Origin of the sequence: Amycolatopsis sp. NPDC051903 (assembly GCF_044452505.1) — a bacterium.
In the GTDB taxonomy this organism is placed as follows: domain Bacteria; phylum Actinomycetota; class Actinomycetes; order Mycobacteriales; family Pseudonocardiaceae; genus Amycolatopsis.
On record NZ_JBITBT010000026.1, the window covers coordinates 83,436 to 108,244 of the forward strand.

30 protein-coding genes are annotated in these 24,809 nt (G+C 73.3%); 12 read left to right on the forward strand and 18 right to left on the reverse strand.

The features are described from left to right. Positions 1-7: 7 nt before the first annotated feature. Positions 8-538 (reverse strand): TetR/AcrR family transcriptional regulator, encoded by a 531-nt coding sequence (locus tag ACIA77_RS36855; protein ID WP_395890717.1) that lies wholly within the window; start codon positions 536-538, stop codon positions 8-10. Positions 539-598: 60 nt separating this feature from the next. Here ACIA77_RS36855 and ACIA77_RS36860 point away from each other — a divergent pair, with 60 nt between their 5' ends. Continuing rightward, positions 599-1,000 (forward strand): ester cyclase, encoded by a 402-nt coding sequence (locus ACIA77_RS36860; protein WP_395890718.1) that lies wholly within the window; start codon positions 599-601, stop codon positions 998-1,000. Here the strand turns inward: ACIA77_RS36860 and ACIA77_RS36865 are convergent. From ACIA77_RS36865 to ACIA77_RS36915, 11 genes are all read right to left on the reverse strand, one after another. Further along, positions 963-2,336 carry a histidine kinase dimerization/phospho-acceptor domain-containing protein gene (locus ACIA77_RS36865; RefSeq protein ID WP_395890719.1) on the reverse strand — a complete coding sequence of 458 codons (1,374 nt, stop codon included), beginning with the start codon at positions 2,334-2,336 and terminating at the stop codon, positions 963-965. The two genes, ACIA77_RS36860 and ACIA77_RS36865, sit on opposite strands and share 38 nt — an antisense overlap. Continuing rightward, positions 2,333-3,016: a response regulator transcription factor gene (locus ACIA77_RS36870; RefSeq protein WP_395890720.1), complete on the reverse strand. Its 684-nt coding sequence runs from the start codon at positions 3,014-3,016 to the stop codon at positions 2,333-2,335. Before ACIA77_RS36870 ends, ACIA77_RS36865 begins: the two co-directional genes overlap by 4 nt. A gap of 206 nt (positions 3,017-3,222) precedes the next feature. After that, positions 3,223-3,411 carry a hypothetical protein gene (locus ACIA77_RS36875; protein ID WP_395890721.1) on the reverse strand — a complete coding sequence of 63 codons (189 nt, stop codon included), beginning with the start codon at positions 3,409-3,411 and terminating at the stop codon, positions 3,223-3,225. Next, positions 3,408-3,836, reverse strand: a complete 429-nt coding sequence (locus ACIA77_RS36880) for a hypothetical protein (protein ID WP_395890722.1) — start codon at positions 3,834-3,836, stop codon at positions 3,408-3,410. The genes ACIA77_RS36875 and ACIA77_RS36880 overlap by 4 nt, the downstream gene beginning before the upstream one ends. A 106-nt stretch (positions 3,837-3,942) precedes the next feature. Continuing rightward, on the reverse strand, positions 3,943-5,094 hold the full coding sequence (locus tag ACIA77_RS36885; RefSeq protein ID WP_395890723.1) for a M20 family metallopeptidase: 1,152 nt from the start codon (positions 5,092-5,094) through the stop codon (positions 3,943-3,945). After that, entirely contained in the window at positions 5,091-6,089 is a 999-nt protein-coding gene (locus tag ACIA77_RS36890; protein ID WP_395890724.1) for a ketopantoate reductase family protein, read from the reverse strand. Before ACIA77_RS36890 ends, ACIA77_RS36885 begins: the two co-directional genes overlap by 4 nt. Then, positions 6,082-6,885, reverse strand: coding sequence for an SDR family NAD(P)-dependent oxidoreductase (locus ACIA77_RS36895; protein WP_395890725.1), 804 nt, complete (start codon positions 6,883-6,885; stop codon positions 6,082-6,084). Before ACIA77_RS36895 ends, ACIA77_RS36890 begins: the two co-directional genes overlap by 8 nt. Then, on the reverse strand, positions 6,886-8,193 hold the full coding sequence (locus ACIA77_RS36900) for an MFS transporter (RefSeq protein ID WP_395890727.1): 1,308 nt from the start codon (positions 8,191-8,193) through the stop codon (positions 6,886-6,888). Then, complete coding sequence (locus ACIA77_RS36905) at positions 8,190-9,095, reverse strand: polysaccharide deacetylase (RefSeq protein WP_395890728.1); 906 nt, start codon at positions 9,093-9,095, stop codon at positions 8,190-8,192. The genes ACIA77_RS36900 and ACIA77_RS36905 overlap by 4 nt, the downstream gene beginning before the upstream one ends. Further along, positions 9,092-10,084 (reverse strand): Lrp/AsnC family transcriptional regulator, encoded by a 993-nt coding sequence (locus tag ACIA77_RS36910; RefSeq protein ID WP_395890729.1) that lies wholly within the window; start codon positions 10,082-10,084, stop codon positions 9,092-9,094. Before ACIA77_RS36910 ends, ACIA77_RS36905 begins: the two co-directional genes overlap by 4 nt. A gap of 73 nt (positions 10,085-10,157) precedes the next feature. Then, on the reverse strand, positions 10,158-10,709 hold the full coding sequence (locus ACIA77_RS36915) for a TetR/AcrR family transcriptional regulator (RefSeq protein ID WP_395890730.1): 552 nt from the start codon (positions 10,707-10,709) through the stop codon (positions 10,158-10,160). Positions 10,710-10,761: 52 nt separating this feature from the next. Between ACIA77_RS36915 and ACIA77_RS36920 the strand changes: the two genes are divergently transcribed. Further along, entirely contained in the window at positions 10,762-11,202 is a 441-nt protein-coding gene (locus tag ACIA77_RS36920) for an SRPBCC family protein (protein ID WP_395890731.1), read from the forward strand. 89 nt (positions 11,203-11,291) lie between these two features. Continuing rightward, a complete protein-coding gene (locus ACIA77_RS36925) occupies positions 11,292-11,657 on the forward strand; it encodes a winged helix-turn-helix transcriptional regulator (protein WP_395890732.1) in 366 nt (121 codons plus the stop codon). Between the two features lie 86 nt (positions 11,658-11,743). Here the strand turns inward: ACIA77_RS36925 and ACIA77_RS36930 are convergent, their stop codons facing one another. The 3 genes from ACIA77_RS36930 to ACIA77_RS36940 form a co-directional block, all read right to left on the reverse strand. Continuing rightward, positions 11,744-12,070 carry a hypothetical protein gene (locus ACIA77_RS36930; RefSeq protein WP_395890733.1) on the reverse strand — a complete coding sequence of 109 codons (327 nt, stop codon included), beginning with the start codon at positions 12,068-12,070 and terminating at the stop codon, positions 11,744-11,746. Positions 12,071-12,197: 127 nt separating this feature from the next. Next, on the reverse strand, positions 12,198-12,845 hold the full coding sequence (locus ACIA77_RS36935; RefSeq protein WP_395890734.1) for a response regulator: 648 nt from the start codon (positions 12,843-12,845) through the stop codon (positions 12,198-12,200). Beyond that, entirely contained in the window at positions 12,842-14,053 is a 1,212-nt protein-coding gene (locus ACIA77_RS36940) for a sensor histidine kinase (RefSeq protein ID WP_395890735.1), read from the reverse strand. The genes ACIA77_RS36935 and ACIA77_RS36940 overlap by 4 nt, the downstream gene beginning before the upstream one ends. Positions 14,054-14,212: 159 nt before the next feature. Here ACIA77_RS36940 and ACIA77_RS36945 point away from each other — a divergent pair, with 159 nt between their 5' ends. Both ACIA77_RS36945 and ACIA77_RS36950 read left to right on the forward strand, forming a co-directional pair. Continuing rightward, the gene (locus ACIA77_RS36945; protein WP_395890736.1) at positions 14,213-15,691 is read left to right on the forward strand and encodes an ArnT family glycosyltransferase; all 1,479 of its coding nucleotides are present in this window, start codon (positions 14,213-14,215) and stop codon (positions 15,689-15,691) included. Then, positions 15,688-16,311, forward strand: a complete 624-nt coding sequence (locus tag ACIA77_RS36950) for a GPP34 family phosphoprotein (RefSeq protein WP_395890737.1) — start codon at positions 15,688-15,690, stop codon at positions 16,309-16,311. Before ACIA77_RS36945 ends, ACIA77_RS36950 begins: the two co-directional genes overlap by 4 nt. A gap of 1 nt (position 16,312) precedes the next feature. Here the strand turns inward: ACIA77_RS36950 and ACIA77_RS36955 are convergent, their stop codons facing one another. Then, positions 16,313-16,909: a TetR/AcrR family transcriptional regulator gene (locus ACIA77_RS36955; RefSeq protein ID WP_395890738.1), complete on the reverse strand. Its 597-nt coding sequence runs from the start codon at positions 16,907-16,909 to the stop codon at positions 16,313-16,315. A 79-nt stretch (positions 16,910-16,988) separates the two neighbouring features. On the opposite strand from ACIA77_RS36955, the gene ACIA77_RS36960 reads away from it, so the two are divergent. The 3 genes from ACIA77_RS36960 to ACIA77_RS36970 are packed head-to-tail and all read left to right on the forward strand — an operon-like array spanning position 16,989 to position 19,765. Next, a complete protein-coding gene (locus ACIA77_RS36960; protein WP_395890739.1) occupies positions 16,989-17,483 on the forward strand; it encodes a PH domain-containing protein in 495 nt (164 codons plus the stop codon). 47 nt (positions 17,484-17,530) lie between these two features. After that, positions 17,531-18,982, forward strand: a complete 1,452-nt coding sequence (locus ACIA77_RS36965; RefSeq protein WP_395890771.1) for a PH domain-containing protein — start codon at positions 17,531-17,533, stop codon at positions 18,980-18,982. A gap of 9 nt (positions 18,983-18,991) precedes the next feature. Further along, on the forward strand, positions 18,992-19,765 hold the full coding sequence (locus ACIA77_RS36970; protein WP_395890740.1) for an isocitrate lyase/phosphoenolpyruvate mutase family protein: 774 nt from the start codon (positions 18,992-18,994) through the stop codon (positions 19,763-19,765). Between the two features lie 26 nt (positions 19,766-19,791). Here ACIA77_RS36970 and ACIA77_RS36975 read toward each other — a convergent pair whose 3' ends face one another. Continuing rightward, complete coding sequence (locus tag ACIA77_RS36975; RefSeq protein ID WP_395890742.1) at positions 19,792-19,980, reverse strand: hypothetical protein; 189 nt, start codon at positions 19,978-19,980, stop codon at positions 19,792-19,794. Positions 19,981-20,340: 360 nt separating this feature from the next. Between ACIA77_RS36975 and ACIA77_RS36980 the strand changes: the two genes are divergently transcribed. Together ACIA77_RS36980 and ACIA77_RS36985 are read left to right on the forward strand one after the other, a co-directional pair. Beyond that, positions 20,341-21,351 carry an aminotransferase class V-fold PLP-dependent enzyme gene (locus ACIA77_RS36980; protein WP_395890743.1) on the forward strand — a complete coding sequence of 337 codons (1,011 nt, stop codon included), beginning with the start codon at positions 20,341-20,343 and terminating at the stop codon, positions 21,349-21,351. 69 nt (positions 21,352-21,420) lie between these two features. Next, a complete protein-coding gene (locus ACIA77_RS36985; RefSeq protein ID WP_395890744.1) occupies positions 21,421-22,089 on the forward strand; it encodes a hypothetical protein in 669 nt (222 codons plus the stop codon). Positions 22,090-22,154: 65 nt separating this feature from the next. Here ACIA77_RS36985 and ACIA77_RS36990 read toward each other — a convergent pair whose 3' ends face one another. Beyond that, a complete protein-coding gene (locus ACIA77_RS36990; protein ID WP_395890745.1) occupies positions 22,155-23,072 on the reverse strand; it encodes a ferritin-like domain-containing protein in 918 nt (305 codons plus the stop codon). A gap of 134 nt (positions 23,073-23,206) precedes the next feature. Here ACIA77_RS36990 and rimP point away from each other — a divergent pair, with 134 nt between their 5' ends. Beyond that, a complete protein-coding gene (gene rimP, locus ACIA77_RS36995; protein ID WP_395890746.1) occupies positions 23,207-23,755 on the forward strand; it encodes a ribosome maturation factor RimP in 549 nt (182 codons plus the stop codon). Beyond that, entirely contained in the window at positions 23,752-24,798 is a 1,047-nt protein-coding gene (gene nusA / locus ACIA77_RS37000) for a transcription termination factor NusA (RefSeq protein WP_395890747.1), read from the forward strand. Before rimP ends, nusA begins: the two co-directional genes overlap by 4 nt. Positions 24,799-24,809: the final 11 nt, after the last annotated feature.

Here is a 24,809-nt window from a genome sequence, read left to right on the forward strand (position 1 = left end):
GCTCAGCCTAACCGGCGCTGCCGCGGGTGATCACCCGAAGCAGCCGTTCGGTGCGCGGGCCGTCCGCGCCGGACAGGGCGATTCCCGTTGTGAGCACGAGCAAATCCAGCGGTTCGACGTCTTCGGCGAGGTTCGTGCGGGCGGCCAGCGCGGTGGCCGTGGCGGTCATCACGGCGTGCCAGCTCCTGAAGAGCTCTTCGCGTTCGCCGGGATCGTCCGTTATGGACAGTGCGAGGTCGCGCTTGTCCCGGACGTGGTCGAGGAAGCTGCCGAGCCAGGTGAACAGGGCCGCGCCGGGGTCTTCGTGCGCGAGCAGGGCCTCGCCTTCGGCGCGCAGGTGCTCGACCTCTTCCGCGTACACCGCGGCGAGCAGGTCGCGGCGGCGCGGGAAGTGCCGGTACATCGTGGCGTTCCCGATGCCGGCCCGCTTGGCGATGCGGTCGAGCGGCGCGTCCGTGCCCGCTTCGGCGAACACGTCGCGGGCCGCGCGCACCAGCTGGGCGCGGTTGTCGCGAGCGTCGGCGCGCTGCCTGGCCACCGTGCCTCCCCGTGGGTCGTGGTTGCTAAATGGGGACATCCCCGTTTATCGTACCGGGCCATGACCAGCGAACTCACCCCGGCCGAGGTGCACCGCCGGATCGTCGAGGCGGCGTTCACCGAAGAAGGCTTGCAGTACCTCGACCCCGACGTCGTCGACCACCGTGGCGGCGCCGGGGGTGACCACGTCGGCATCGCGGCGTGGCGGGAGAAGTGGGCGGCGATCAGCCGCGGCGAGTTCCTGGCCGACGTGCGGGACCTGTCGGTGCGCGTGGAGCAGAACGTGAGTGACGGCGAGTTCTCCGTCAACCGCTACACGAGCAGCGGCACGCAGATCTCGACCGGTCGGCGCTACGCCGTGACGAGCATGGACATGATCCGCGTGCGGGGCGGGCGGATCGTCGAGCACTGGGCGCTGATGGACGTCACGGCGCGGGCGGCGCAGCTGCGAGGGGAAGCGTGATCGTGAACGCGGCCCCGCCCTCGGGCGCCGGGCCGGCGGTCAGCGCGCCACCCATGCGCGTGACCAGACCGTGGACCAGGGCGAGCCCGATGCCGGAACCGACGGGGCGGCGGTCGCGGTAGCGCTTGTTGAGCACGCCGCGCTCGAAGGCCACCGCGTAGTCCTCCGCGGCGAGGCCGGGGCCGCCGTCGCGCACGGCGAGGTACGCGTGCCCCTGCGCGACGGTCAGGGAGAACACCATCGGGGCGCCCGCGGGGGTGACGCGCAGGGCGTTCTCCGCCAGGCCGTCGACGACCTGCTGCAGGCGCCGCGCGTCGGCGGTGACGAGCACGGGCGCGGCCGGCACGTCGACGTACAGCGGCACGTTCTCCCGTTCGCAGCGCAGCTGCCACACCTGCGCGCGGTCGCGCACCAGCGCGGAGAGGTCGAGCCGCGCGAGGTCGAGGCGGAACTCGTCGGCGCCGAGCCGGGCGAGTTCGAGCAGGTCGGTGACCAGGCGTTCCAGGCGTTGCGCCTCGCGGTGGATGGTCGCACCGGCGTGGCGCGCGTCAGGACCCTCGGCGACGCCGTCGGCGATCGCTTCGGCGAAGCCGGTCACCGCGGTCAGCGGGGTGCGCAGTTCGTGGGACACCGACAGCAGGAACTCGCGCTGGCGGGCTTCGCTGTGGGCGAGCGCGTCCGCGAGTTCGTTGAGCGAGCCCGCGACCTCGGCGACTTCGACGGGGCCCTCGACGGGCACGCGCACGTCACGCCGGCCGGCCCGCAGGCTGCCCGCCGCGGCGGCGGCCTTGCGCAACGGCCGTCCGAGCAGCCGGCCCGACGCGTAGCCGGCGACGGCCGCGACGACGAGCCCGATGCCGAGCGCCAGCGCGATGTTGCGCACCAGCGCCCGTTCGGTCGCTTCGCCGCTGCGCGCGGGCTGCACCAGCGCGAACGCGGCGGCGCGCGGCCCGACGGCGCGGACTTCGACGAGGTACTGCTGCCCGTCGATCGTCACGCGGCCCGAGTGGTCCTGGCCGGACGCGAGCCCGGCGCGTTCGGCCGCGCGCGCCGAGGTCGCGTCGCCGAGGTCCTGGCCACCGGCGCGCCGCACGACCACCGAGATGCCCTGCCCGCGCACGACGTCGGCGACCTTGCCGACGCCGAGGCGGTTGCCGATGCCGGTGTCGTCGAGCTGGGTCGCGACCACGTCGGCCTGGTCCTTCAGCGACTGCTGCAGCACGGAATCGGCGGTGGAGCGCACGAGCCGCGAAGCCACGAGGCCCGCGACGATCACCGCGATCCCCGCCACCGCCAGGCACACGACCGTGATGCGGAGCGCGAGCGTGCCCCTCATCCGGCGTCCGCCGCGTAGCCGATGCCGCGGACCGTCCTGATCGGACTGTGCACGCCGAGCTTCGCGCGCAGCTGCGCCACGTGCACGTCGACGGTCCGCGTGCCCGCCGCGGCCGCGTAACCCCACACGGCGGACAGCAGCTGGTCGCGCGACAGCACGCGGCCGGGGTGGCGGACGAGGTAGGTGAGCAGGTCGAACTCCGTTGAGGTGAGCGTGATCTCCGCGTCCCCGGCCCACGCGCGGCGGCTCGTGACGTCGACGCGCGCGCCGCCGCATTCGAACGTCTCGCTGGCCGGCGTGCCCGACGCGCGGCGCAGCACGGTGCGCACGCGCGCAGCGAGCTCACGCGGGCTGAAGGGTTTGGTGAGGTAGTCGTCGGCGCCGATCTCGAGGCCCAGGAGGCGGTCGAGCTCGTCGTCGCGGGCCGTCACGAACAGCACCGGCGTCCAGTCACCGGCGGCGCGCATGGCCTTGCAGATCTCGATCCCGTCCATTCCGGACAGTCCGATGTCGAGGACCACGGCCACGGGCTTGAGCCGCCGGACGGTCGCCAGCGCGGCCGCGCCGTCCGCCTCCACGTGCACTCCGAACCCGTCGCGCCGCAGGTACATCGCCGCGAGCTCGGCGATCGCGGCCTCGTCCTCCACCACGAGGACGAGGCCGCGCCCAGCTGACCCCATTCGTTCTCCTCCGGCCGCCGACATCGGGTGAGACGCTACGCGGCTCCCGCCGGACCAGCGCCCTCCACGCCCGCCGTGGGGCGGCCAACGCGGTCGGGCGCCGTGCGAGCCGGCGCCGTCCGAGGGCCGGGGAGGCGCTGCTCGCCGGGCCCGGGCGGCGGTGGGGCCCGGGCCGAGCCGCCGTCCAGGCCGGCTGGGATCCCGGCTCAGGGGGAGCCGTCGCCCGCCATGTCGGATTCGATGCCGTCCAGGGTCGACTGGATGCCGTTCAGCTCGGCGGTGGCCTGAGCGCCGCCGTCGGCCGGGGCGGCGGAGTCACCGCCGTCGCAGGCGGTGCAGGCGAGGGCCACGAGCGCGGCCGCCCCGATCGCGGCCGCGAACCGGGCCGCCTTCACTTCGTCCCCGCGGGCTTGCAGTGGGCGGTGGCGAAGTCGTCGAGCTTCTTCTTGGCGTCCGCGAGCTGGCTGATCCGGCCCTGCCGCTTGTCGGCGCGCTTCTGCAGGCGGTCGGCCGCCGCGGTGTGGCCCTTGGCCCGCTGGTCGGCCGAGCGCGCCTTCAGGTTCGCGACGGAGCCGGCGACCTCGGCCCCGCCGTTGATGCGGTCGGTCAGGTTCTGCGCCCGCTTCTGCAGCTTGGGCACCCACTCGCCGCACACCTGCTGCGACTCCTGGGGGCTGAGCGTGATCGGGGCCACCGCCGGCGACGACGGCGCGGGCGGCGCGCTGGTGTCCGCCGAAGCCAGCGGCGTCACGACCAGCAGCCCGGCCGCGACGCCGCTGCCCGCCATCGCCAGCCGCCGGGTCCAGGTGGTTCCTCGCATCGTTCCTACTCCCTCTCGTGACCGGTTTTCCGGGTACGGCGAGTACTTTCGCGGTCCGGTGTACGAGGGGTGTGGGCCGAATGTTCGGGCTTCGTAAAGCCGGGACTCAGCTCGTGCCGAGCTTGTGCAGCACCGCCGCCGCCAGTGCGGTGCGCTCGAGCATCCCGCCGACGCTGATGTGCTCGTGGCGCGCGTGCGCCCCGTCGCCCACAGCGCCGAAACCGTCGAGGACCGGGTGCCCCAGCGCGGCCACGAAGTTGCCGTCGCTCGCGCCGCCGACGGAGGTTTCCGCCAGGGAAACCTCCAGCTCGGCCGCGAGGTCCCGGGCCAGCGAGTAGAGCCCGACGATCGCGTCCGACCGCTCCATCACCGGCCGGTTCCAGCCGCCTTCGACCTTCACCGTGGCGCGCGGGTCGTGCGCCACCAGCGCGGCCAGGCCGGCGTCGATGCGCGCGGCTTCGGCGGCGCTGGCCACGCGGACGTCGATCTCGCCGCGCGCGGAGCCGGCGATCACGTTCTGGCGGCTGCCGCCGGAGATGACGCCGACGTTGACGGTCGTGCCGGCGTCCAGGTCGGTCAGCGCGTGCAGCGCGAGGATCGCGCGCGCCAGCTCGTCGATCGCGCTCGCGCCCTTGGTCGGGTCGAGCCCGGCGTGGGACTCGACGCCCGTCGCGTGCACCCGGAACAGCCCGACACCCTTGCGCGAGGTCTTCACCGCGCCGCCGGCGCTCGCTTCGAACACCAGCGTCGCCCGGGTGCCCCCGGCCGCCTCCTCGATCACCGGACGCGAAGCCGGGCTGCCGAGCTCCTCGTCACCGTTGAGCACCAGGCGCACGGCCGGGCGCGGCAGCCCGGCGGCGTCCAGCGCGCGCAGCGCCCACACCGCGTGGACCAGGCCCGACTTCATGTCGAAGATCCCCGGCCCCGTCGCGCGGTCGCCGTCGACGGTGAACGGCCATTCCGCGAGCGTGCCCAGTGGCCACACCGTGTCGTAGTGGCACAGCAGGAGCACCGGCCGCGCGCCGGCGCCCGGGTAGTCGTAGACCTTGATGTCGCCGTAGCGGCCGCCGTCGAAATCGCGCACCGCCGCCGGTGCACCGAGCCGCGACCGCAGCCAGCCGTCCACCCAGGACAGTCCGCGCGTCAGGCTTTCCTTGTCGTCACTGGGTGTTTCGATGCCGACGTACTCGGCGAGGTCGGCGAGCAGGTCGTCGCGGTGCGCGCGCACCCATTCGTGCAGCTCGCGGATCCCGGTCACAGGTGTGCCTCCAGTTCGGTGAGGTGGTCCTCGGACATCGCGGTGCCCGACTCGACGTCGGCCAGGCGCTTGAGCACGGCCTTCAGCAGCGGCACCTCGACGCCGCGGCGGGCGGCTTCGTCGAGCACCGGGCCGTAGTGGTGGTAGACCTCGACGGGCCGGTGCCGCACGGCGATGTCCCGCCAGATCCCGCTGCGGTCCTTGGGCTGCGTGCGCAGCCACGCCACGAGCCGGTCGGTCGCCTCCTCGCGTCCGGTGGCCCCCGGCAGGTAGGCGGCCGGGTCGAACTGGTCGAACGCCTCCAGCGCGCGCGGGCCCGCCGCCGCGAACACCTCCGCGGCGAGCGCGTGCATCAGCGGCCGGTGCCGGTCGATCAGGTCGGCCATCGGCGCGTCGGCCAGCGCCGTGGTCGTGAGCATCGCCCCGAAGGCCAGCTTCGCCCACAGATAGCCCTTGACGTTGGCGGTCGCCTTCGCCGGTCCCCACGCCTGCAGGTCGGCCACGACCTCCTCGACGCGGTCGCTGATCCGCCCGTCGGGCTCGCCGACGACCAGGGCACCCGCTCCGCCGTCGCGGACCACGCCGGGCTCCGCGACGTCGGCGAACAGGTTCACGAACGCGCCCACGGTCCGCTCCGCGCCCACGAACGACGCGATCAGCTCCTCGTTCAGCCCGTTCTGCAGCGACACCACGAACCCGTCGCGCGCCAGCCGCGGCTCCAGCCACTGCATCGCCCGCTCGGTGGCCTGCGCCTTCACCGCGAGCAGCACCCGGCCCAGCTCCGGCGGCGCCTCGTCGGGGACGTACGCGGGCAGGTCCACCTGCTCGGTACCGCCCGGCCGCACGAGCGTCAGCCCGCGCGCGGTGATCGCGGCGACGTGCTCCGGGTCGGCGTCCACGACCACGACCGGGTGGCCCGCCTTGGCGAGGTGGAACGCGAGCGTGCCGCCGATCGCGCCGCCCCCGACGACCGTGTACGAGCGGCGGTCAGACATGAGCACCTCCCGAGTGCGCGGAACCCCGCTGGACCGCGGTTTCGCCCGACCAGTGCAACGGCAGGCCCGCCGCGCCCGCGGTCGACCCGCCGTCGACGCGCAGGATGGACCCGGTGATCCAGCCCGCTTCCGGGCCGGCCAGCCAGAACACGGCGTCGGCGATCTCGCCCGGCGCGCCGCGGCGCCCGAGCGGGTTGACCGACACCGCCGCGGCGTAGGCCTCGGTGACGGGGTTCGCTTCGCTGTCCACGGTCACGAACCCGGGGCTCACGGCGTTGACGCGGATCCCGTGCGGCCCGAGTTCCACGGCGCACGCCTTGGTCGCCATCTCCAGCGCGGCCTTCGACGTGGCGTAGTGCGAAGCTCCCGGCCGCGCGCGGGTCGCGGCGCCCGAGGAGATGTTCACGACCGACCCGGTCGTCCCGGCCGCCACGTGCCGGCGGCCGAACGCGACGGTCGTGAGCACCGCGGCCCGCACGTTCACGTCCTGCACGCGGTCCCAGATGGCCGCCGTCAGGTCCAGCAGCCGCGTCGCCGGGTAGATGCCCGCGGCGTTCACGAGGACGTCGACCGGGCCGGCGCGGTCCACGAGCCCCTCCGCGTACTGGGCGTCGGCGAGGTCACCCGGCAGCTCGGTCACGGCCGCGCCGTGCTCCGCGCGCAGCCGTTCGGCCACAGTGGACAGTTCGGACGGCCGCAGGTCGGACAGGGCCAGCCGGTCGCCCGCGGCGGCGAACCGGGCCGCGATCGCGGCCCCGATCCCGCCCGCGGCGCCGGTGACGAGCACGGTGCGCATCTAGAGCTGTTTCCCCTTCGTCTCGGGCATGGTGAGGTACACCGCGACGCCGATCAGCGCGGCGACGGCGACGTAGACCCACACGAGGTCGCCGTGGTGGTTGGCGTTGAGCCAGGTCGTGACGTACGGCGCGGTGCCGCCGAACACGGCGACAGCCAGCGCGTACGGAAGGCCGATGCCGGTGGTGCGCACCTCGGGCGGGAACTGCTCGGCCATGATCACCGCGCAGTTGGCCGAGTAACCGACGATCAGCACGAGGCCGATCAGCTCGATCACGAACACGCTCCAGAACCCGTTGGCCAGGAAGTGGAACGCGGGCCACGCGAACACCACGAACCCCGCGGCGAACGCCGTCATCGTCGCCTTGCGGCCGATCCGGTCCGACAGCAGCCCGCCGAACGGCAGCAGGCAGATGAACACGAGCATCGCCAGCGTGTTGGCCAGCAGCGCGGTCTTGAGCGGGATGCCGGTGGACAGGTGCGCGTACGCGGGCATGTAGCTGACCCACACGTAGTAGATCAGCGTGCCGGCGATCGTCACGCCGGCCACGCGCAGCGCGGCGGCGGGGTGGTCGCGGAACATCGCGACGACGGGGTTGCGGCGCGGCTTCGCGCTGATCTTCCCGAACGCCTCCGTCTCGTGCACCGAGCGCCGCAGCCACAGGCCGACGAGCCCGAGCAGCCCGGCGATGCCGAACGCGAGGCGCCAGCCCCAGCCGTGCAGGTCGGCGTCGGACAGCGTCGAGTTCAGGATCGTGCCGAGCAGCGCGGCGATGAGCGAGCCCGCGCCGACGGAGACCTGCTGCCACGAACCGGCGAACGCCCGGCGGCCCGGCGCGGCCGATTCGATCAGGAACGCCGACGACGAGCCGAATTCGCCGCCCGCGGAGAAGCCCTGCACGAGCCGGGCGAGCAGCAGCACGATCGGGGCGCCGACGCCGATCTGGGTGTAGGTCGGGCACACGGCGATCACGATCGACGCGGCCGCCATGAGCGAGATCGTGAGCGTGAGGCCCTTCTTGCGGCCGCGCCGGTCGGCGTACGCGCCGAGTACCGCGCCGCCGATCGGGCGCATCACGAAGCCGACCGCGAACACGGCCAAAGTGGACAGCAGCGCGGTGGTTTCGTTGCCCCCGGCGAAGAACTGGCCGGCGAAGATGGGGGAGAACGTGGCGTAGACGGCCCAGTCGACCCACTCGACGGTGTTGCCGATGGCGCCGGCGACGATCGCCTTGCGCTGCTCGCCGGTCAGCCGGTGGGTCGCGACGGTGGTGCCGGAAGCGTTCTCAGCGGACGGAACAGTGGTCATGGCTTTGCCTCCCCGGCGGTGCCATCGGTGAGGACGTGGTCGACGATCTGGGCGTGGGTGGCGAACCACACGCCGTCGTGGCCGCTGATGTGCTCGAGCAGCTCGGTGAGGATCGCGACGCGGGAGCGGTGCCCGCTGATGTGCGGGTGCAGGGTGAGCTGGAAGATGCCGCCCTCGGCGTACGCGGCGTCGAACTCGTCGCGCCAGATCGAGAGCACCCCGCGCGGCGGCGTGTAGGGCCGCAGCGAGGCGAAGCGGTCCATCATGAAGTACGGCGCGTCGTCGCGGATCCACTCCACGGGCAGCTCGACGATCCCGGTCGGCTCGCCGTTCTCCAGCAGCTCGTAGCAGTCGTCGTCGGCCATCAGCGACGAGTCGTACTTCAGGCCGAGCTCACGCGTGATGGCGAGCGTGTGCGCGGAGAAGTCCCACGAGGGCGTGCGGATGCCGACGGGCCGCTTGCCAGCCAGCCGCTCCAGCACGTCGGCGGCGCGGAAGGCGAGGTCGCGCTCCTCGGTCTCGGTGAGCGCGGTGTTGCGTTCGTGGATCCAGCCGTGCAGCGCCACTTCGTGGCCGGCGTCGGCGTAGGTCTTGACCTCGCCGTCGTGCAGCAGCGCCGACACGGCGGGGACGAAGAACGACGCGGGCGCGCTGAACCGCTCCAGCAGCCGCAGCAACCGGGGGACGCCGACGCGCGCGCCGTACTCGCCTTGCGCGAGCTTGCCGGGCAGCACCTCGCCGTCGCGCAGGGCCGGGGTCTCGTGGTCGGAGTCGAACGACAGCGCCACGGCCACTTTCGCGCCGCCGGGCCACGCCTTCGGCCGCAGGGAACGGCCGGCGCGGACGTGCTCGACGTGGCCGCGCCACGTCGCCTCGTCCCAGAGCCACGGTTGGTCGGTCATACTTCCTCCAGGGTTGCGGCTGCCGCGGGGGTGGGCGCCCACGCGCGTTTGAGGGTCGAGACCTGCAGGGTCACGTCGGCTTCCCGCAGGCCCGGCAGGGCGCCGACGACGTCGGTGGTGTGGCGGTAGAGCTCGCCGTAGTGGCGCAGCACGATCTGGCCGACGAGGTTGAACCGGCCGGTGGTCGCGCTCAGGTACTTCGTGCCGGGGTGCGCGGCGAGCTGCTGACCGGCGCGGTCCAGTTCGGCCGGGACGACCGAGAGCCAGAGCATGAACTCGAGCGCGTAGCCGAACATCGCGGGTTCGGCCAGGGTCCGGAAGCGCAGGCAGCCGCGGCGCACGAGGGAGTCGACGCGGCGCGCGACGGTCGACTCGCTCGTGCCGACCTGGCGCGACACCTCCTTGAACGAGACCCGGCCGTCTTCCCCGAGCACGGCGCTGATCGCCAGGTCGAGCTCGTCGAGGTGCTCGGGCGGGCGTTCCCAGTGCTGCTCCTCGAACGGCCGCACGTCGCCGCCGCGCAGTTCGGCCACCGCGTCGGCGGTGAGCTCGCCGGAGTCCCAGTCGTGGTTGGAGGTGAACGTGCGCATCACGGCGAAGGTCTCGGCGTCGCGCACGTTGCCCGCCGCGGGGAAGTCGCCCTGGAGGCGGGCGACGTCGCGGTAGGTCGGCAGCACGAACTCGGCCGAGCAGTCGGCGCTGCCCGCGAGCACGGTGGCGTAGCGGACCTCGGGCCGCGCGGCCAGCTCGTCGGCGACGGCGGCCGCCGTCCCCGGCCGGCAGCGCAAGCGCGCCAGCACCGGCACGCCGAGGCCGCAGCGCAGCACGTCGACCACGCCGATCACCCGCAGCTGCCCGCTCTCGGTGAGCTGGCCGGCGCGTCGCAGCACGGTCGACTCGCTCGAGCCCACGTGCCGCGCGATGGCGCCCCACGACGCCCGCCCGTTGAGCTGGAGCGCGGCGACGATCCGCCGGTCCAGATCGCTCACTTTGACCTCGTCCTGCACGAAGCGAATCTTCGGTGCAGGAATCCGTCAAGTCAAGGGGTCGGCTTGCAAGAAATCAGCGATCCGGGTCGGCTTGCAGGGCGAGGAACCGCTCCATCGCCACGTCGACGGCCTTCTGGTCGCCGGTGGTCACCAGGTCGAGCAGCAGGCCGCGAGCGACCGCGAGGCCCAGCCGGGCCTGGGCCGCCCGGTCCTCCTCGGGCACGCCGGAACGGGCGAGCAGGGCTTCGAGGGGGGCGAGCCAGTCGGCGATCACGCCGTCGAGGAATTCGGCCGTGCCGGGGGTGCCGCCGAGGGCCTGGCCGTAGAGCTGGAAGAAGAGCTTTTCGTTGTGGCGCAGCGATTCGTCGGTGAGGTGGCGCCAGAACGCTCGCGCGGCCTCCTCGGGTGGCAGCTCGGGGTCGACGTGGTCGAGCACGCCGCGCTGACGGCGTTCCACCTCGCGCGCGACCTCGGTGAGCAGGCCTTCCTTCGACCCGAAGTGGTAGATGAGCATCCGGTGGCTCGTGCCGATCGCAGCCGCCACCGCGCGGAGGCTCTGGGCCGCGCCGACGCGGGCGATGTGGTCGACCGCCGCGTCGAGGAGGTTCTCCCTTGAATCGACCATGTACCAGATGGTACATGTACCACGTGGTACAGGAACGCTGAGGAGGCCACCCATGCAGCACATCTCCGTGCGGGCCCGCACGCCCGCCACCCCGGCCACGGTCTACGCCCTCCTGCGCGACGGCGCGAGCTGGCCGCGCTGGTCGCCGCTCGGCTCGTTCGAGCTCACGCGGCCGGGGGCCGGGGAACGCGAGGGGCTCGGCGCGTTGCGCCTGTTCCGCACCGGCCGGACGCGCTCGTGCGAGGAAGTCATCGCCCTGGAGCCCGACCGGCGGTTCGGCTACGCGCTGCGCAGCGGGCTGCCGCTGCGCGACTACCGCGCCTACGTCGACCTGACCCCCGTGGCGGGCGGGACGGAGATCCACTGGCACTCCACGTTCACCGGCAAGGTGCCCGGCACGGGCTGGTTCTACCGGCTCGTGCTGCACCGGTTCATCCAGCGGGTCGTGGCCGGCCTCGTCGCGGAGACGACTCGCGTGGCGCAGGCGAGCTGAGGCGGCGCCGCGCTGGGGGTGCGGCGCCGCCTCGTTGCCCGGCTTTCACCTCGGCTGTTACTCTCTTCCGGAGAGTGAGGAGACGTCCCGTGACGCTGGGCAACCCGTACGACCGCGACTGCCCGACCCGCCAGCTGCTCGACCGCATCGGCGACCAGTGGACGGTGCTGATCGTCGGCACCCTCCGCGACGGCCCGCTGCGCTTCACGCAGATCGGCAAGCGCGTCGAGGGCATCTCCCAGAAAGTCCTGACGCAAACCCTGCGCAGCCTCGTCCGCGACGGCATCCTCACCCGCACCGCCTACCCGGTCATCCCGCCGAAGGTGGAGTACGAACTCACCCCGCTCGGCCACGACCTCGCGGACCCCCTCGACATGCTCGACCTCTGGGCGCGCCGCCACATGGACCAGGTCACGGCCGCCCGCGAAGCGTTCGACGCGCGGCAATCGGCCTGAGTCGCCCCGGATTCATCACCTCGCGCACGAGCGCGACCCGCTGGCTCGGGCCGGCGTCGGCCAGCACGATCTCGAGCGCCCGGTGCTCACTCACAGCCCTGATAGCGGCGGTTCGGATGGGCACGAAGCCCGTGCCCCAGGTCGGCGAAGCCGTGCGGCTCGTCATTGATGGCGAGGACCATCACCTCGAGGGCGTAGGACTCACCGAGATCCGCGCTGGTGGTCCTCGCCGGCTCGGGATTCGTGTCATGGGCCTTGTTCCAGAGGTTCTCCGCACGGTCGACCAACACCTGACCGTCACGAGGCCGGCCGATCGAGACGAGCGCTTCGACAACAGCTGCCGTCCACGGCCACGACGACGGCAACGTCGGCCAGGTGCTGCGCGCGACTGATGCCTCTGAGGCTCTCCGCACGCTGTTTCCCCCAGCTTCGACGACCCTGGGGCAACGCGACGACGGCAGGGCTCACGTCGACGTGGTGTAGCAAGCTCGACCGCGCGATCGCTCGGATCATGAGCAAACGCGCCGGCTGACCCGCGGCTCAGCCGACCAGACCCGCCTCGTGGGCCAGCAAGCCGGCCTGGGTGCGGTTGCTGCAGTCGAGCTTGACGAGCATCCGGGACACGTAGCTCTTCACCGTCGCTTCCGCGAGGTGCAGGCGGGCGGCGATGTCCGCATTGGACAGTCCCTCGCCGAGGCAGGTGAGGACGTCGCGTTCGCGGTCGGTGAGGGGTTGGGTGCGGCGGCGGGCCTCGTCGCTGCGGGCGTGGCCGCCCGAGGACAGGGCGACGAGGCGGCGGGTCGCCGACGGGGACAGCACCGTGTGCCCGTCCGCGGCGACGCGGACCAAACCGATGAGGTCCTCCGGCGGAGTGGACTTCACGAGGAAACCGGCGGCGCCCGCGCGCAGTGCGCGGACCACGTACGTGTCGGCGTCGAACGTCGTGAGGGCGACGACCGCGGGCGGGTCCGGCAGCGCGGTGATGCGCGCGATGGCCGTGAGCCCGTCGACGCCGGGCATGCGCAGGTCCATCAGCACCACGTCGGGGCGGTGCCGCACGACGGCTTCCACCGCTTCGGCGCCGTCGGCGGCTTGGGCGAGCACCTCGATGTCGCCGGCCGAGCCGAGGATCGTGCGCAGGTGCGCGCAGACCATCGGCTCGTCGTCGGCCACGACCACCGTGATCACCGAGGGGCACCTTCCGTCGTCGGAACGTAGGCGGGGAGTATCGCACCGATGCGGAACCCGCCGCCGGGCTCGGGGCCCGCTTCGAACCGCCCGCCGACGAGTTCGACGCGCTGGCGCAGCCCGCTCAGCCCGGCGCCGGAACCACTGCCCGCGAGCGCCGGGTCGGGTGGGCGGCGCGCGCGGGTGTTGGTGACGCGCACGTCGAGCCCTTCGGCGTGGTAGCGCAGCGACACCGCGGCCGAGGAACCCGGCGCGTGCTTGCGAACGTTGGTCAACGCTTCCTGCACCACGCGGTACGCCGTGCGCGCCACCGTCGGCGACACACCGCCGGGATCGCCGGTCACCGAGAGCTCCGTCGCCACGCCGACGGCCACCGACTCCGCCACCAGCTCGGCCGGATCACTGGTCGGCGCGGGTGAAGCGGCCGGCGATCCGGCGGCCGATCCGTCGCGCAACACACCGACGAGGTCGCGCAGTTCGTCCAGCGCCTGCGCGCCTTCGCGCCGGATGTCCTCGGCCGCCGAGCGCACGGCCGGCTCCGCCGACACGACGCCGAGCGCGCCCGCGTGCAGCACCATCAGGCTCAGCCGGTGGGTGACGACGTCGTGCATCTCGCCCGCGAGCCGGCGGCGTTCCTCGGCGATGGCGTGCTCGGCGAGCAGGTGCTGCTCGCGTTCGGCGCGCTCCGCGCGGTCGCGCAGCGAACGCAGCAATTGCCGCCGCGCCTCGAAGTACAGCGACACCGCCACCGGGAACGCGGTGCTCAGCAACCCGAACGGCGTCGTGTTCCACGCCGGGTCCCACGGCCGCGTCGCGAGCAGCGCCAGCACCCCGCCGATCCACAGCAGCCGCCGCCGGTCCACCAGCTTCGCCAGCTGCGTCAGCACCACCGGGGTGATGGTGGGCACGGTCATCAGCGTCGGCTTGTCCGCGGGCATCAGCAGGCCGGGCCAGAACAGGTCCGACGCCAGCATCGCGAGCGACGCCACCACGAGCAGGCCGGCGACCGCGCCGGGGAAGCGGAACAGGAGCAGCAACGAGAAGTCGCACCCGAGCTCGAGCGCCAGCCCGGCGTACGGGCCGAGCGCACCCGTCGTCGGCGCGGCCACGTTGAGGAACACGTCGAGGCCGGCGAAGACGATCGCCGTGCCCAGCAGCCAGGCGAGCTCCACCGGCCGCGGCCAGAGCGTTCGCCGGACTTCGGTCACGTCGGCCACGGTAACGGGTGCTCGTGCGCGGCGGGCCCGATTCGCACCGGCCGGGCGACGCGACCGCAACGAAAGTTGCGGTCCGGACCACCCGAGGTCGCTCGCACCGCCCACCTCTCGCGCTTACGCCGGTGGGGCCCTGCGCGGTGCACTCGGAGCATGACGAGTGGAGGAGTGACCGCACCCGAAGCGCCGCCCGTGGTGGCGGCGGGACCCGCGCCGTTCGCCCGTGCCCCGGTGCTGACGGTCGCCGCGCTGGTGACCGCGGTGCTCATCGCGACCGGCGCGCGGTACACACACGGCTTCGACGAGCTGTACTTCCTGGTGGCGGGTCGAGATCATCCGGCCTGGGGGTATTTCGACCAGCCACCGCTCGTCCCCCTCCTCGCGGGCGCGCTCGACCGGCTCTTCCCCGGTTCGCTGCTCGCGTTCCGGGTGCCGATGGCGCTTGCGGCCGGCGTGGGCACGGTCGTCACCGCGCTGATCGCGCGGGAACTCGGCGGCCGCCGCGCGGCGCAGCTCATGGCCGCCGGCGCGTACGCGACGTCCGGGCTGATCATCATCAGCCACTGGGTCGCGACGTACGCGCTGGACCCGTTCCTGTGGACGGTCGTCGTGTTCCTCCTGGTCCGCTGGACCCGCACGCGCCGCGACGGCCTGCTCGTGTGGGCCGGCGTCGTCACCGCGGTGTCGCTCGAGGTGAAGTTCCTGATCCCGGCGCTGTGGGCCGCCGTGCTCGTGTCCGCGGCCGTGCTCGGGCCGCGGCGCCTGCTCAGCCGGCCGAAACTGTGGCTGGGCGCGCTGCTCGCGGTGGTCGCGACCATCCCCGCGCTGGTCTGGCAGGCGCGGAACGGCTGGCCTTACCCGAACATGGCCGACGTCGTCGCGGCCGAGTTCCCCGGGTACCTCGCCTTCGCGCGCGACGGACTGTTCGGCGCCGGGATGGGGATCGGCGTCCTCGCGCTGCTCTACGGCGTGTGGCGGCTGCTGCGGTCGCCGGAGCTGCGGCCCTACCGCTACCTCGCCGTCGCGCAGCTGCTGGTCACCGTGGTGGTGCTGGTGACGCACGGGCGGTCCTACTACCTGATGAGCCTCTACGCGCTGCCCTTCGCCGCGGCCGCCGTCGAACTGACCCGGCGGGACCTCGTGCGGTGGTGGCGGATCCCGGTGGCGATCGCGTTCGCGCTCTCGGCTGCGGTCACCGTGGCCGGTCTGCCGGTGTGGCCGGCGTCGGTGAAGGCGACGTCGTTCGGGCCGGTGCCACTGGGCACGGTGTTCCAGGGCGGGGAGACGGCGGAGATCCAGGTCGCGGACGCGGTGGGCCGGACGTACGCGGCATTGCCACCCGCGGTGAAGGGGCAGACGGCGGTGTACGCCGAGATCTACCCGTTCGCCGCCGCCGTCGAGTACTACGGGCCGCGGTACGGGATCACGGATGTCTACAGTGGACACCGCGGGTACTGGTACTTCGACCGGCCACCCGATTCGGCGCGGAACGTGCTGTTCACGGGCTTCGACCCGGCGTTGCTGAAGCCGTACTTCTCCTCGGTGACCGAAGTGGTGCCCGGCCTCGTGTGGCTGTACACCGGGCGCAAGCAGCCGTGGAACCACATCTGGCCGGAGGTGAAGGCACAGTGACCCTTTCCTTGCCCGCACGGGCTTATCTGCTCGCGTGCGATCCCGGCAAGGGCCGCGTCCGCGACCGGCGCCGCGCGGCGCTGCTCGTGCGCGCCGCCGCGATCACCGACCTGCTCCAGCGGGGCCGTGCCGAGGAGAGCGGCGGCCGCGTCGCCGCGACCGGCCGCGGACCGACGGGTGACCTGCTCCTCGACGACGTGCTGGCCGGCCTCGCCGACTCCGGCCCGGCCGGCTGGCGCGCGCTGCTGCGGCGGGACGCGGGGGACACGCTGCGGTCGCTGGAACTCCAGCTCACCGCTTCGGGTGTGCTTCGGCAAGCGGTGACGCCGGTGCTGCGGCTGAAGGTGCTGCAGCCCGCCGAGACCCGGCTCGCCGAGCGGCAACACACGAGCGTGGCCCACGCCCTGCGCGCCCCGCTGTCCGAAGTGGATGCGCAGGACGCGGCACTCACCGCCCTCGCCGCGGCCGCGGGCATCGGGCTCGGCCGCGGCGAGGCCGCCCGGAACTCCGCGCGGCTCGCGGAGCTGGCCGACGCCGGTGGCGCCGCGGGGCCGCCGTTGCGGCGCGTGGTGCGGCAGCTGCGTGCCCGCCGGGCGGCGATGGCGTCCGGCGGGAGCTGAGTCAGGAGGTGAAGAGCCGGTCGAGGTGGTAGTCGACGGTGGCCACCGCGTCGTCGGCGGAGCGGTGGCCCAGCAGGACGTCGGAACCCTGGGAATCGGCCAGCGCCCAGAGGATGGCCGACTCGTGGTCCGCGTCGACGTCCGCCGCGACGTCACCCGCCTCCTGCGCCTGACGGATCAGCCCGGCGAAGAACTCGTGCAGCTGCGGCACGCCCTCGGCGTAGACCTCGGCCAGCCGCGCGTCGACGACGGCGCGGTTGAAGAACGCCACGCCGACCAGCCAGTCGGCGGCGCTGCGCTCGTCGCGCGGCAGCATCTCGACCAGGCAGGCGCGGAGGATCCGCTTCGGTGTCGGCTCGCCACCGGCGAGGACCTGCGCTCGGATGCGCTCCTCGCGCTGCCGGTTGCGGTGCTCGAGGGTGAACAGCAGCATCTCGTCCTTCGACGCGAAGTAGTGCTGCACCGAGCCCATCGACACGCCCGCCTCGGCGGCGACGTGGCGCAGGCTCACGCCCTCCAGGCCGTGGCGCGTGATCAGCCGTTGCAGCGCGTCGGCGATCTGCGCGCGCCGCTGGTCGTGGTCCACCTGCTTGGGCAACCGGCCGCCTTCCTTGCGAGGTTTGTCCGCATCTGTTTACGATGCAGTCGCATTGTAAACGACTTTCCGGGGGGACGCTGTGGAAACACCGACGGGCGCGGTGCGGCTCCGGCCGCCGCGCTACCCGCTCGACCGGCGCGCGATCGGCTGGTGGCGGCTGCAGGGCGTGCTGTGGTTCGCGCCGCTCGTGGCGGCGCTGGTAGTGCTGGGCGCGCTGCTCGTGCCGTGGCTGCTGGTGCTCGGCGCGGCGTTCGCGGTGCTCGGGGCCGTGTGGGTGCTCGTGCTGCCGGTGTGGTGGTTCCGCGTGCACCGCTGGGAGACCACGGACACCGCCGTCTACGCGCGGTCCGGCTTCTTCTGGCAGGAGTGGCGGGTGGCGCCGCTGTCGCGCGTGCAGACCGTCGACACGCTGCGCGGGCCGCTGCAGCAGGTGTTCGGGCTCGCGACGGTCACCGTCACGACCGCCTCGGCGCGCGGCGCGATCAAGATCCGCGGCCTGGCCGCCGACGTCGCGGCCGACGTGGCCGAGCAGCTCACCGAAGCCACCCAGGCCACCCCCGGGGACGCGACGTGACGGGGGAGCGGCTCGACCGCCGCACGCTCGGCGTCACCGCGCTGACCATGGCGGGCGTGGCCGTGGCCGCGGGCACGCCGACGGCGATCGGGGTGGTCGGCGGCGGGGCGCCGCTCTTGCCGGTGCTCGCGTGGGTCGCCGGCGCGGGGCTGCTGCTCGTGGGCGTGAGCGTGCTGGCCGACCTGCTGCGGTGGCGCGCCACGACCTACTCGCTCACGGCCGACCGGCTCGAAATCACCTTCTCGCTGCTGGCGCGCTCGAAGAAGTCCTTGGCCCGCGACCGCATCCGCAGCGTCGACCTCACCGCGTCACCGGTGCACCGGGCGCTCGGCGTCGCGGTGCTGAGCGTCGGGACCGGCCGCCACGAGAGCGGCGCGCAGGGCCGGATCAAACTCGACCCGCTCGCGCGCGAAGACGCCGAACGGCTGCGGGCCGAGCTCCTGCGTCACGCCGCGGGGGAACCCGCCGACACGGCCGTGCTGGCGAAGCTCGACTGGGCCTGGCTGCGGTACGCGCCGGTGTCGTTCGCGGCGCCCGCGCTCGGGCTCGCCGCTTTCGGCGCGGTGGTACAGGTTTCCGAGTGGTTCGGAGTCCAAAGGGGACTGTTCCACTTCGTCTTCGGGATCTTCCGCGAGCTGCCGCTGGTTGTGCTGATCCTCGTGCTGCTCGCGGCCGCCGTGGTGATCGGCGCGGTCGGCGCGCTCGGGTTGTTCGTGGAGATGTGGTGGCGCTTCCGGCTCGACCGCGAGCCGGGCGGCACGCTGCGGGTGCGGCGCGGGCTGCTCACGACGCGCTCGATCACCCTGGAGCAGCGGCGGCTGCGCGGGGTGGACGTCGTGGAGCCCCTCGGCAGCCGCCTCGCCGGCGCCGCGCGCGTCGACGCCGTCGCGACCGGCGTGCGGCAGAAGCAGGACGACGAGCGCACCGACTACCACACGCTGCTGCCCGCGGCGCCGCTCGACGTGGCCAACCGCGTCGCCGCCGCCGTGCTGGGAGAGCCGGTGGCGCCGACGGCCGCGGCCCGGCTGAAGGCGCACCCCGCGGCGGCGCGCGGACGGCGGTTGCGCTGGTGGCTGCTGGGCGCGTCGGTGCCGGTGGCCGTGCTGGTGGTGCTCGGGCTGGTGCTGACGGACGTGCTGTTCGTGATCGGGTTGGCGCTGGCCGTCGTCGCACTGCCGGTTTCGGCCGCGCTCGGGCTCGACGCTTACCGCAGCCTCGGGCACGCGCTCACCGGCTGTTACCTCGTCACCCGCAGCGGCGCGGTGCGGCGCAGCACCGTCGCCCTCGAGCGCGAAGGGGTGCTCGGCTGGACGGTGAAGCAGTCGATCTTCCAACGGCGCCGCGGCCTGGCGACGTTCACCGCGACCACCGCGGCGGGCGCCGGCGCGTACTCGATCCGCGACGCGTCGGCGGACGAAGGCCTGGACTTCGCCGCCACCGCGACGCCGGGCGTGCTGGCGCCGTTCGTTTCGGCGGAGGCCGAAGCGTCGCGGGCGTAGGTTGCGCCCATGACGTCGTTCGCCGCGCTGCACGTACCCGGGAAACCCTTGCTGCTGCCCAACGTCTGGGAGTTCGGCCTCGCGGCCGCCCTCGCCGAGGCGGGCTGTCCCGCGGTCGGCACGACGAGCCTCGGGGTGTCGGCCGCACACGGATTCGCCGACGGCGCACCGGGTTCGCGGGCCGCGACGGTGTCGCTCGCCCGCGCGCTGGCGCCACTGGACGTGCTGGTGAGCGTCGACCTCGCCGACGGTTTCAGCGCGGACCCCGCGGCGGTGGCCGACCTCGTCGTGGAACTCGCGGCCGCGGGCGTCGTGGGCGTCAACCTCGAAGACGGCCGCGCCGATGGCACCCTCGCGCCGGTGGCCGTCCAGTGCCGCCTGATCTCGGCCGTGCGCGCCGCCGCGCCCGCCGTGTTCCTCAACGCCCGCACCGACACCCACTGGCTCGGCACCGGCCCGCTGGCCGCCACGCTCACCCGGCTGCGCGCCTACGCGGACGCCGGCGCCGACGGCGTGTTCGTCCCCGGGCTCGCCGACCCCTCGGAGACCGCGGAGTCGGTGGCAGCCGTGGACGTGCCGCTCAACGTCCTGTTCCTCCCGGGCCGCACCACGCTGGCCGGCCTCGCCTCCCTGGGGGTGGCGAGGGTGAGCCTCGGCTCGACGCCCTACCGCGTCGCGCTGGCCGCCGCACTGGCGACGGTGGCCGCGGCCCGGGACGGGGAACCGCTGCCGCTGACTCCGCCCTCGTACGCGGACGTGGCCGGGCTGCTGCCGCATCAGTAGCGCCGCCGGCTTGTGATTGCCGAGGGCTAACCGCACAGTCCACTGGCGCGGACTGCGGCGAGGATGCTCTTCGCCTTCTCGGTGTCCACAGCCATCGTGCCTCCGTCGAATTCCTGAAGGACGTAATCGGTGATCTTCTGTTCGTCACCCTCGTAGCGGGCGAACGAATGGCACGCGTTCGTCGCGCGCCTGATCGTCCGGTCTTGGTCGCTCAAGAAACCCGGGTCGATCTTCGAGAGGCGGAGGAGCAGGGCTACCTCGGCCTCGGTGCCGGCTATCGGTATCCCCCGGTGAGCCGCCGGCTCGGGCGCCGTCGCCGGTGCGGTGTCCGCGGGTGCACCGCACCCGGCCAGAGCGATCCCGCCGACCAGGACAAGAGCAACTTTCTTCATGCTCCCGGTAGTCGTGATCTACTCCCGGGTCGTTACGACCAGCCCCAGCGGTGTCGGCGCCGGCGTTCACGCAGGTGCTCGCCACCGGGAGCCGGGACGACACCGTGTGCTTCCGGTGGAACGATCCGCCTGTGGACCCGCAGGACCCGGGACGCATCGCGGTTGTTGAGTAGCTTCGGGCTCATGCGCGCCTTCGGAACCGACTTCGCCGTCCCGCCCGGGTACCTCAACACGCCGAGCATCGGCATCCCGCCCGCGCCCGTCGCGGACGCCGTCGCCGCGGCGGTGCAGCGGTGGCGGACCGGCGCCGACACGCCGGGCCGGTTCGACGAATCCGTGGCCCGCTCGCGAGCCGGGTTCGCGCGCCTGGCGGGGGTGGCGCCCGATCGGGTGGCCATCGGCGCGTCCGTGTCGCAGCTGATCGCGAACGTGGCGGGCGGTCTGCGCGAAGGCGCCCGGGTTCTGGTGGCGGAGAACGACTTCACCAGCGTGACGTTCCCGTTCGCCGCGCGGCCGGACGTGCGGGTGACCGAGGTGCCGCTGGCGGAGCTGCCCGGGCGAGCCGCGGCGTTCGACCTCGTGGCGGTGAGCCTGGTGCAGTCGGCGGACGGCACGGTGCTCGACGCGGACGCGCTGCGCGCGGCTCGCGGGGACGCGATGGTCCTGCTGGACGTCACGCAGGCCGCGGGCTGGCTCCCGCTGGACGTGGCGTGGGCGGATTGGATCGTGTGCGCCGGGTACAAGTGGCTGTTCTCCCCGCGCGGGTGCGCGTGGCTGGCCGTGCACCCGCGCGCCCACGAGCGCACCCGCCCGGTCGCCGCCGGCTGGTACGCGGGGGATGATCCGTGGGCCTCGGTCTACGGCCTGCCGCTGCGCCTCGCCGGAGACGCGCGAGCTTTCGACCTCTCCCCGGTCTGGCTCGCCCACACGGGTGCCGCCGCGGCGCTGGACTACGTGAACGGCCTCGACCTCGACGCGGTGCGCGGCCACGACGTCGGGCTGGCCGACTCGCTCCGGAAAGCCCTCGGCCTCCCGCCGCGCGGCACCCCGATCGTGTCCCTCGACGCGGACCCGGCCAAGATCTCCGCCGCCGGCATCACCGCCAGCGTCCGCGACGGGCGCGTTCGCGTGGGGTTCCACCTCTGCAACACGCCCGGGGACGTCGACCGGCTGCTGGAAGCGCACCACCCCTGACGACGGCGGACACCCGTCTCCGCGCATTCGGGTGAAGCCGCCGGGAGCGGTGAACTACCGTATGTGCTCGTGGTTGGTCCGCATTTCACCCCCGGTCCCTCGGACACGGCACCGCTCGCCGCGGTGCCCGCGCAGCCGGGGTCACCGCCTGGTCCCGGCCGGAACGACCGGGACACCAAGGCACTCGCGCTGCGCGGCGCGGGCCTGCTCGTCATCGCGATCGTCGCGGGGCTCGTCTGGTACCTCATCCGGCACGACAGCACACCCGAACCGGTGGCGCAGGAGCCGGCGAAGCCGAGTGCGTTCGACTACAAGCTGGTGGAGGGCCCGAACAAGACCGGCGATTGCGCCGCGAAGTCCTACGACGACACCAAGAAGTTCTTCCAGGGCAACCCCTGCACGTCGCTGGCCCGTGCGCTCTACACGGTGCAGTACGGCGACGCCAAGGCGCTCGTCTCCGTCGCCAAGGTGAGCATGCCGACGGCCGCGCAGGCGACCGAGCTCAAGCAGCTCACCGACCAGGACGGCACGGGCAACGTCTCCGACCTGGTCCGCGACGGCACGTACAAGGCCAAGGGCGCCCCGAAGGTCAGCTCCGACCAGGCCGAGTACGAATCCGAGGTCACGGGCACCGACGTCACCATCGTCCTCACCGACTTCTACGACCGGCACAAGGACGACACCCTGCTCAAGCGCATCGCCACCGACGCGCTCAAGCTCTCCGAAAAGCTCCGCTGACCGAAGCCGCTCCCGCACGAAAAAGGGCCGTTCCCGGGAACGGCCCTTTTTCGTGCGCTGAAAATTCAGGCCGGCTGCCCCGGCATCGCCAGCGCCGTCGGCTTTTCGCTCGCTTCCTGGCGCCACGGCGTGCCCCGCCGGGCCGTGGCGATGAGGGCCTGCAGGGCCATCCGGCGCAGCGGCTCGTCGTCCGTGTGGGTCACGACGCCGAGCCACGCCGCCGAGCAGTCCTGCTCGGCGCTCGCCACGAGCGCCGCCGCCGACGCGGTGTCCGTGACCGGCTTCGGTGGCACGTACGCCGGCTCGGGGGCCACCGGCGTGCCGCCCGCGGCCTCGACGACCTGGGTGAGCACGTCGCGCCGCGCGGTGTGCTCGGCGCGCCCCGCCTTGAGCGCGTCGCCGTACTCGCCGGGCAGGAACGCGGTGACCGTGCCGTACACCCACAGCGCGGCGTGCTCGGCCGCCAGCGCTTTCTGCAGGGAGTCGACGGCGTCGGCCGCGCCGGTCCCCGCCGGCGCGACGATGTGCTGGGCGTCGTCGCCGGGCCCGACGCTGGGCGCGAGCCGCTGCAGGCTCGCGCAGCCCGCCGCGACGGCCGCCGCCAGCCCGGCGCGGTACGCGGGCAGCGTCGGCACGAGGTCTTCGGCCTGCTTGCGGGCCGTGGCCAGGCGCTCCTTGAACGCGCCGAGGCTCGAGGCCGGCGCCGCGGGCGCGCTGGAGGTCTTCGGCCGGTTGAGCCGCTCCACCTCGGGTTTCAGCGCGGCGGCCTGCGCGGCGCGCGCGTCGGCGACCTGTGCGGCGACCGGGTCGCCGAGGGCCCGAGCGGCGGCGGCGTCGGCGTCGGCGGCCGACAGCAGCGGGGCGAGCGGGTCGGGGCTTTCGTCGTAACCCCCGGAACAGGCGGCGAGGGGGAGGGCCACGGCGGACACAGCGCCCAGGCGCAGGACGGCGCGCCGGGAGAGGTCGAACGGTCTTGCGGTCACGTCGGCCCATCCTGCCAGGCCCGCCCGCGGCACCGCCGCTCGCGCGTCCCCGCAGGGGCGCAGGATAAGCTGGTCCACCACCGACCACAGTCGTGACCAGCCCGCGTCACCTCGGCCGAACAGGAGTGCTCCACGTGCCCAACGAACTCGCCAGCCGGCTTCAGCCGATAGTGGCCGAAGCCGTCTCTTCCGCGGGTTTCGACCTCGACTCGTTCGAGGTGCAGCAGGCCGGCCGTCGGCAGCTGGTCAAGGTCGTCGTCGACTCGGACGACGGAGTCGGGCTGGACGAAGTCGCCGAGATCAGCCGCAAGGTGTCGGCCGCGCTCGACGACAACGAGCACGTGCTCGCGAGCGCGTACACGCTCGAGGTCACCTCACCGGGCCTCGACCGGCCGCTCGCGCAGCCCCGGCACTGGCGGCGCGCGAAGTTCCGGCTGGTCCGCATCACGCCCAAGGAGGGCGCGGAGTACGTCGCCCGGGTGGGCCACGCCGGCGAGGAGCGCGTGACCGTGCTCGCCGAGGGCAGGCTGAAGGACGTGCACTACCAGGCGGTGGCGAAGGCCGTGGTGGAGATCGAGTTCAAGCAGCCGCCCGCCGACGAGCTCAAACTGTTGGAAGAGGACGCGTCCGGCAAGAGCGGCACCCAGGCCGGCCAGACCGAAGCGGAGGAGGAGTCGAAGTGAACGTGGACATCGCCGCGCTGCGCGCGATCGAACGGGACAAGGACATCCCCTTCGACACGGTGATCGAGGCCATCGAGACGGCCCTGCTCACCGCCTACAAGCACACCGAGGGGCACCAGCCCCACGCCCGCATCGACATCGACCGCAAGACCGGCCTCGTCCGCGTCCTGGCGCACACCCTCACCCCCGAGGGCGAAGTCGACGAGGAGTGGGACGACACGCCCGAGGGCTTCGGCCGGATCGCCGCGACGACCGCCCGCCAGGTCATCCTGCAGCGGCTGCGCGACGCCGAGCACGAGAAGACCTTCGGCGAGTTCTCCGCCAAGGAGGGCGAGATCGTGGCCGGCGTGGTGCAGCGCGACGCGCGCGCCAACGCCCGCGGCATGGTCGTGGTCCAGGTGGGCGACACGGAGGGCGTGCTGCCGACCGGCGAACAGGTGGCGGGGGAGTCCTACGAGCACGGCACCCGAATCAAGGCGTTCGTCGTCGGCGTCTCGCGCAGCAACCGCGGCCCGCAGATCATGCTGTCGCGCACGCACCCGAACCTCGTGCGCAAGCTCTTCGCGCTCGAGGTGCCGGAGATCGCCGACGGCACGGTCGAGATCGCCGCGATCGCGCGCGAAGCGGGGCACCGCACCAAGATCGCGGTCCGCTCCACCGTGCCCGGCGTGAACGCCAAGGGCGCGTGCATCGGCCCGATGGGCGCGCGCGTGCGCAACGTGATGAGCGAGCTGGCCGGCGAGAAGATCGACATCATCGACTACTCGGAGGATCCGGCTCGTTTCGTCGGGAATGCATTGTCGCCGGCGAAGGTTGTTTCGGTACGTGTCGTGGACGAGCGGGCGAAGACGGCCCGCGTCGTCGTGCCCGACTTCCAGCTGTCCCTCGCCATCGGCAAGGAGGGGCAGAACGCCCGTCTCGCCGCCCGGCTCACGGGCTGGCGGATCGACATCCGCAGCGACGCCGCACCCGCCGAACCGGAGGGTGATCAAGACCACGCCGGCCAGGCGCGGCCCGCCGCGACAACCGGTTCGGCTGAGTGAAGGTCGAAGCG

Coding starts and splice junctions, on each gene's coding strand:
- ACIA77_RS36860 (WP_395890718.1), top strand. CDS start 599: ATGACCAGCGAACTCACCCCGGCCGAGGTGCACCGCCGGATCGTCGAG.
- ACIA77_RS36865 (WP_395890719.1), bottom strand. CDS start 2,336: ATGAGGGGCACGCTCGCGCTCCGCATCACGGTCGTGTGCCTGGCGGTG.
- ACIA77_RS36870 (WP_395890720.1), bottom strand. CDS start 3,016: ATGGGGTCAGCTGGGCGCGGCCTCGTCCTCGTGGTGGAGGACGAGGCC.
- ACIA77_RS36880 (WP_395890722.1), bottom strand. CDS start 3,836: ATGCGAGGAACCACCTGGACCCGGCGGCTGGCGATGGCGGGCAGCGGC.
- ACIA77_RS36890 (WP_395890724.1), bottom strand. CDS start 6,089: ATGTCTGACCGCCGCTCGTACACGGTCGTCGGGGGCGGCGCGATCGGC.
- ACIA77_RS36895 (WP_395890725.1), bottom strand. CDS start 6,885: ATGCGCACCGTGCTCGTCACCGGCGCCGCGGGCGGGATCGGGGCCGCG.
- ACIA77_RS36900 (WP_395890727.1), bottom strand. CDS start 8,193: ATGACCACTGTTCCGTCCGCTGAGAACGCTTCCGGCACCACCGTCGCG.
- ACIA77_RS36905 (WP_395890728.1), bottom strand. CDS start 9,095: ATGACCGACCAACCGTGGCTCTGGGACGAGGCGACGTGGCGCGGCCAC.
- ACIA77_RS36915 (WP_395890730.1), bottom strand. CDS start 10,709: ATGGTCGATTCAAGGGAGAACCTCCTCGACGCGGCGGTCGACCACATC.
- ACIA77_RS36920 (WP_395890731.1), top strand. CDS start 10,762: ATGCAGCACATCTCCGTGCGGGCCCGCACGCCCGCCACCCCGGCCACG.
- ACIA77_RS36945 (WP_395890736.1), top strand. CDS start 14,213: ATGACGAGTGGAGGAGTGACCGCACCCGAAGCGCCGCCCGTGGTGGCG.
- ACIA77_RS36965 (WP_395890771.1), top strand. CDS start 17,531: ATGGCGGGCGTGGCCGTGGCCGCGGGCACGCCGACGGCGATCGGGGTG.
- ACIA77_RS36970 (WP_395890740.1), top strand. CDS start 18,992: ATGACGTCGTTCGCCGCGCTGCACGTACCCGGGAAACCCTTGCTGCTG.
- ACIA77_RS36980 (WP_395890743.1), top strand. CDS start 20,341: ATGCGCGCCTTCGGAACCGACTTCGCCGTCCCGCCCGGGTACCTCAAC.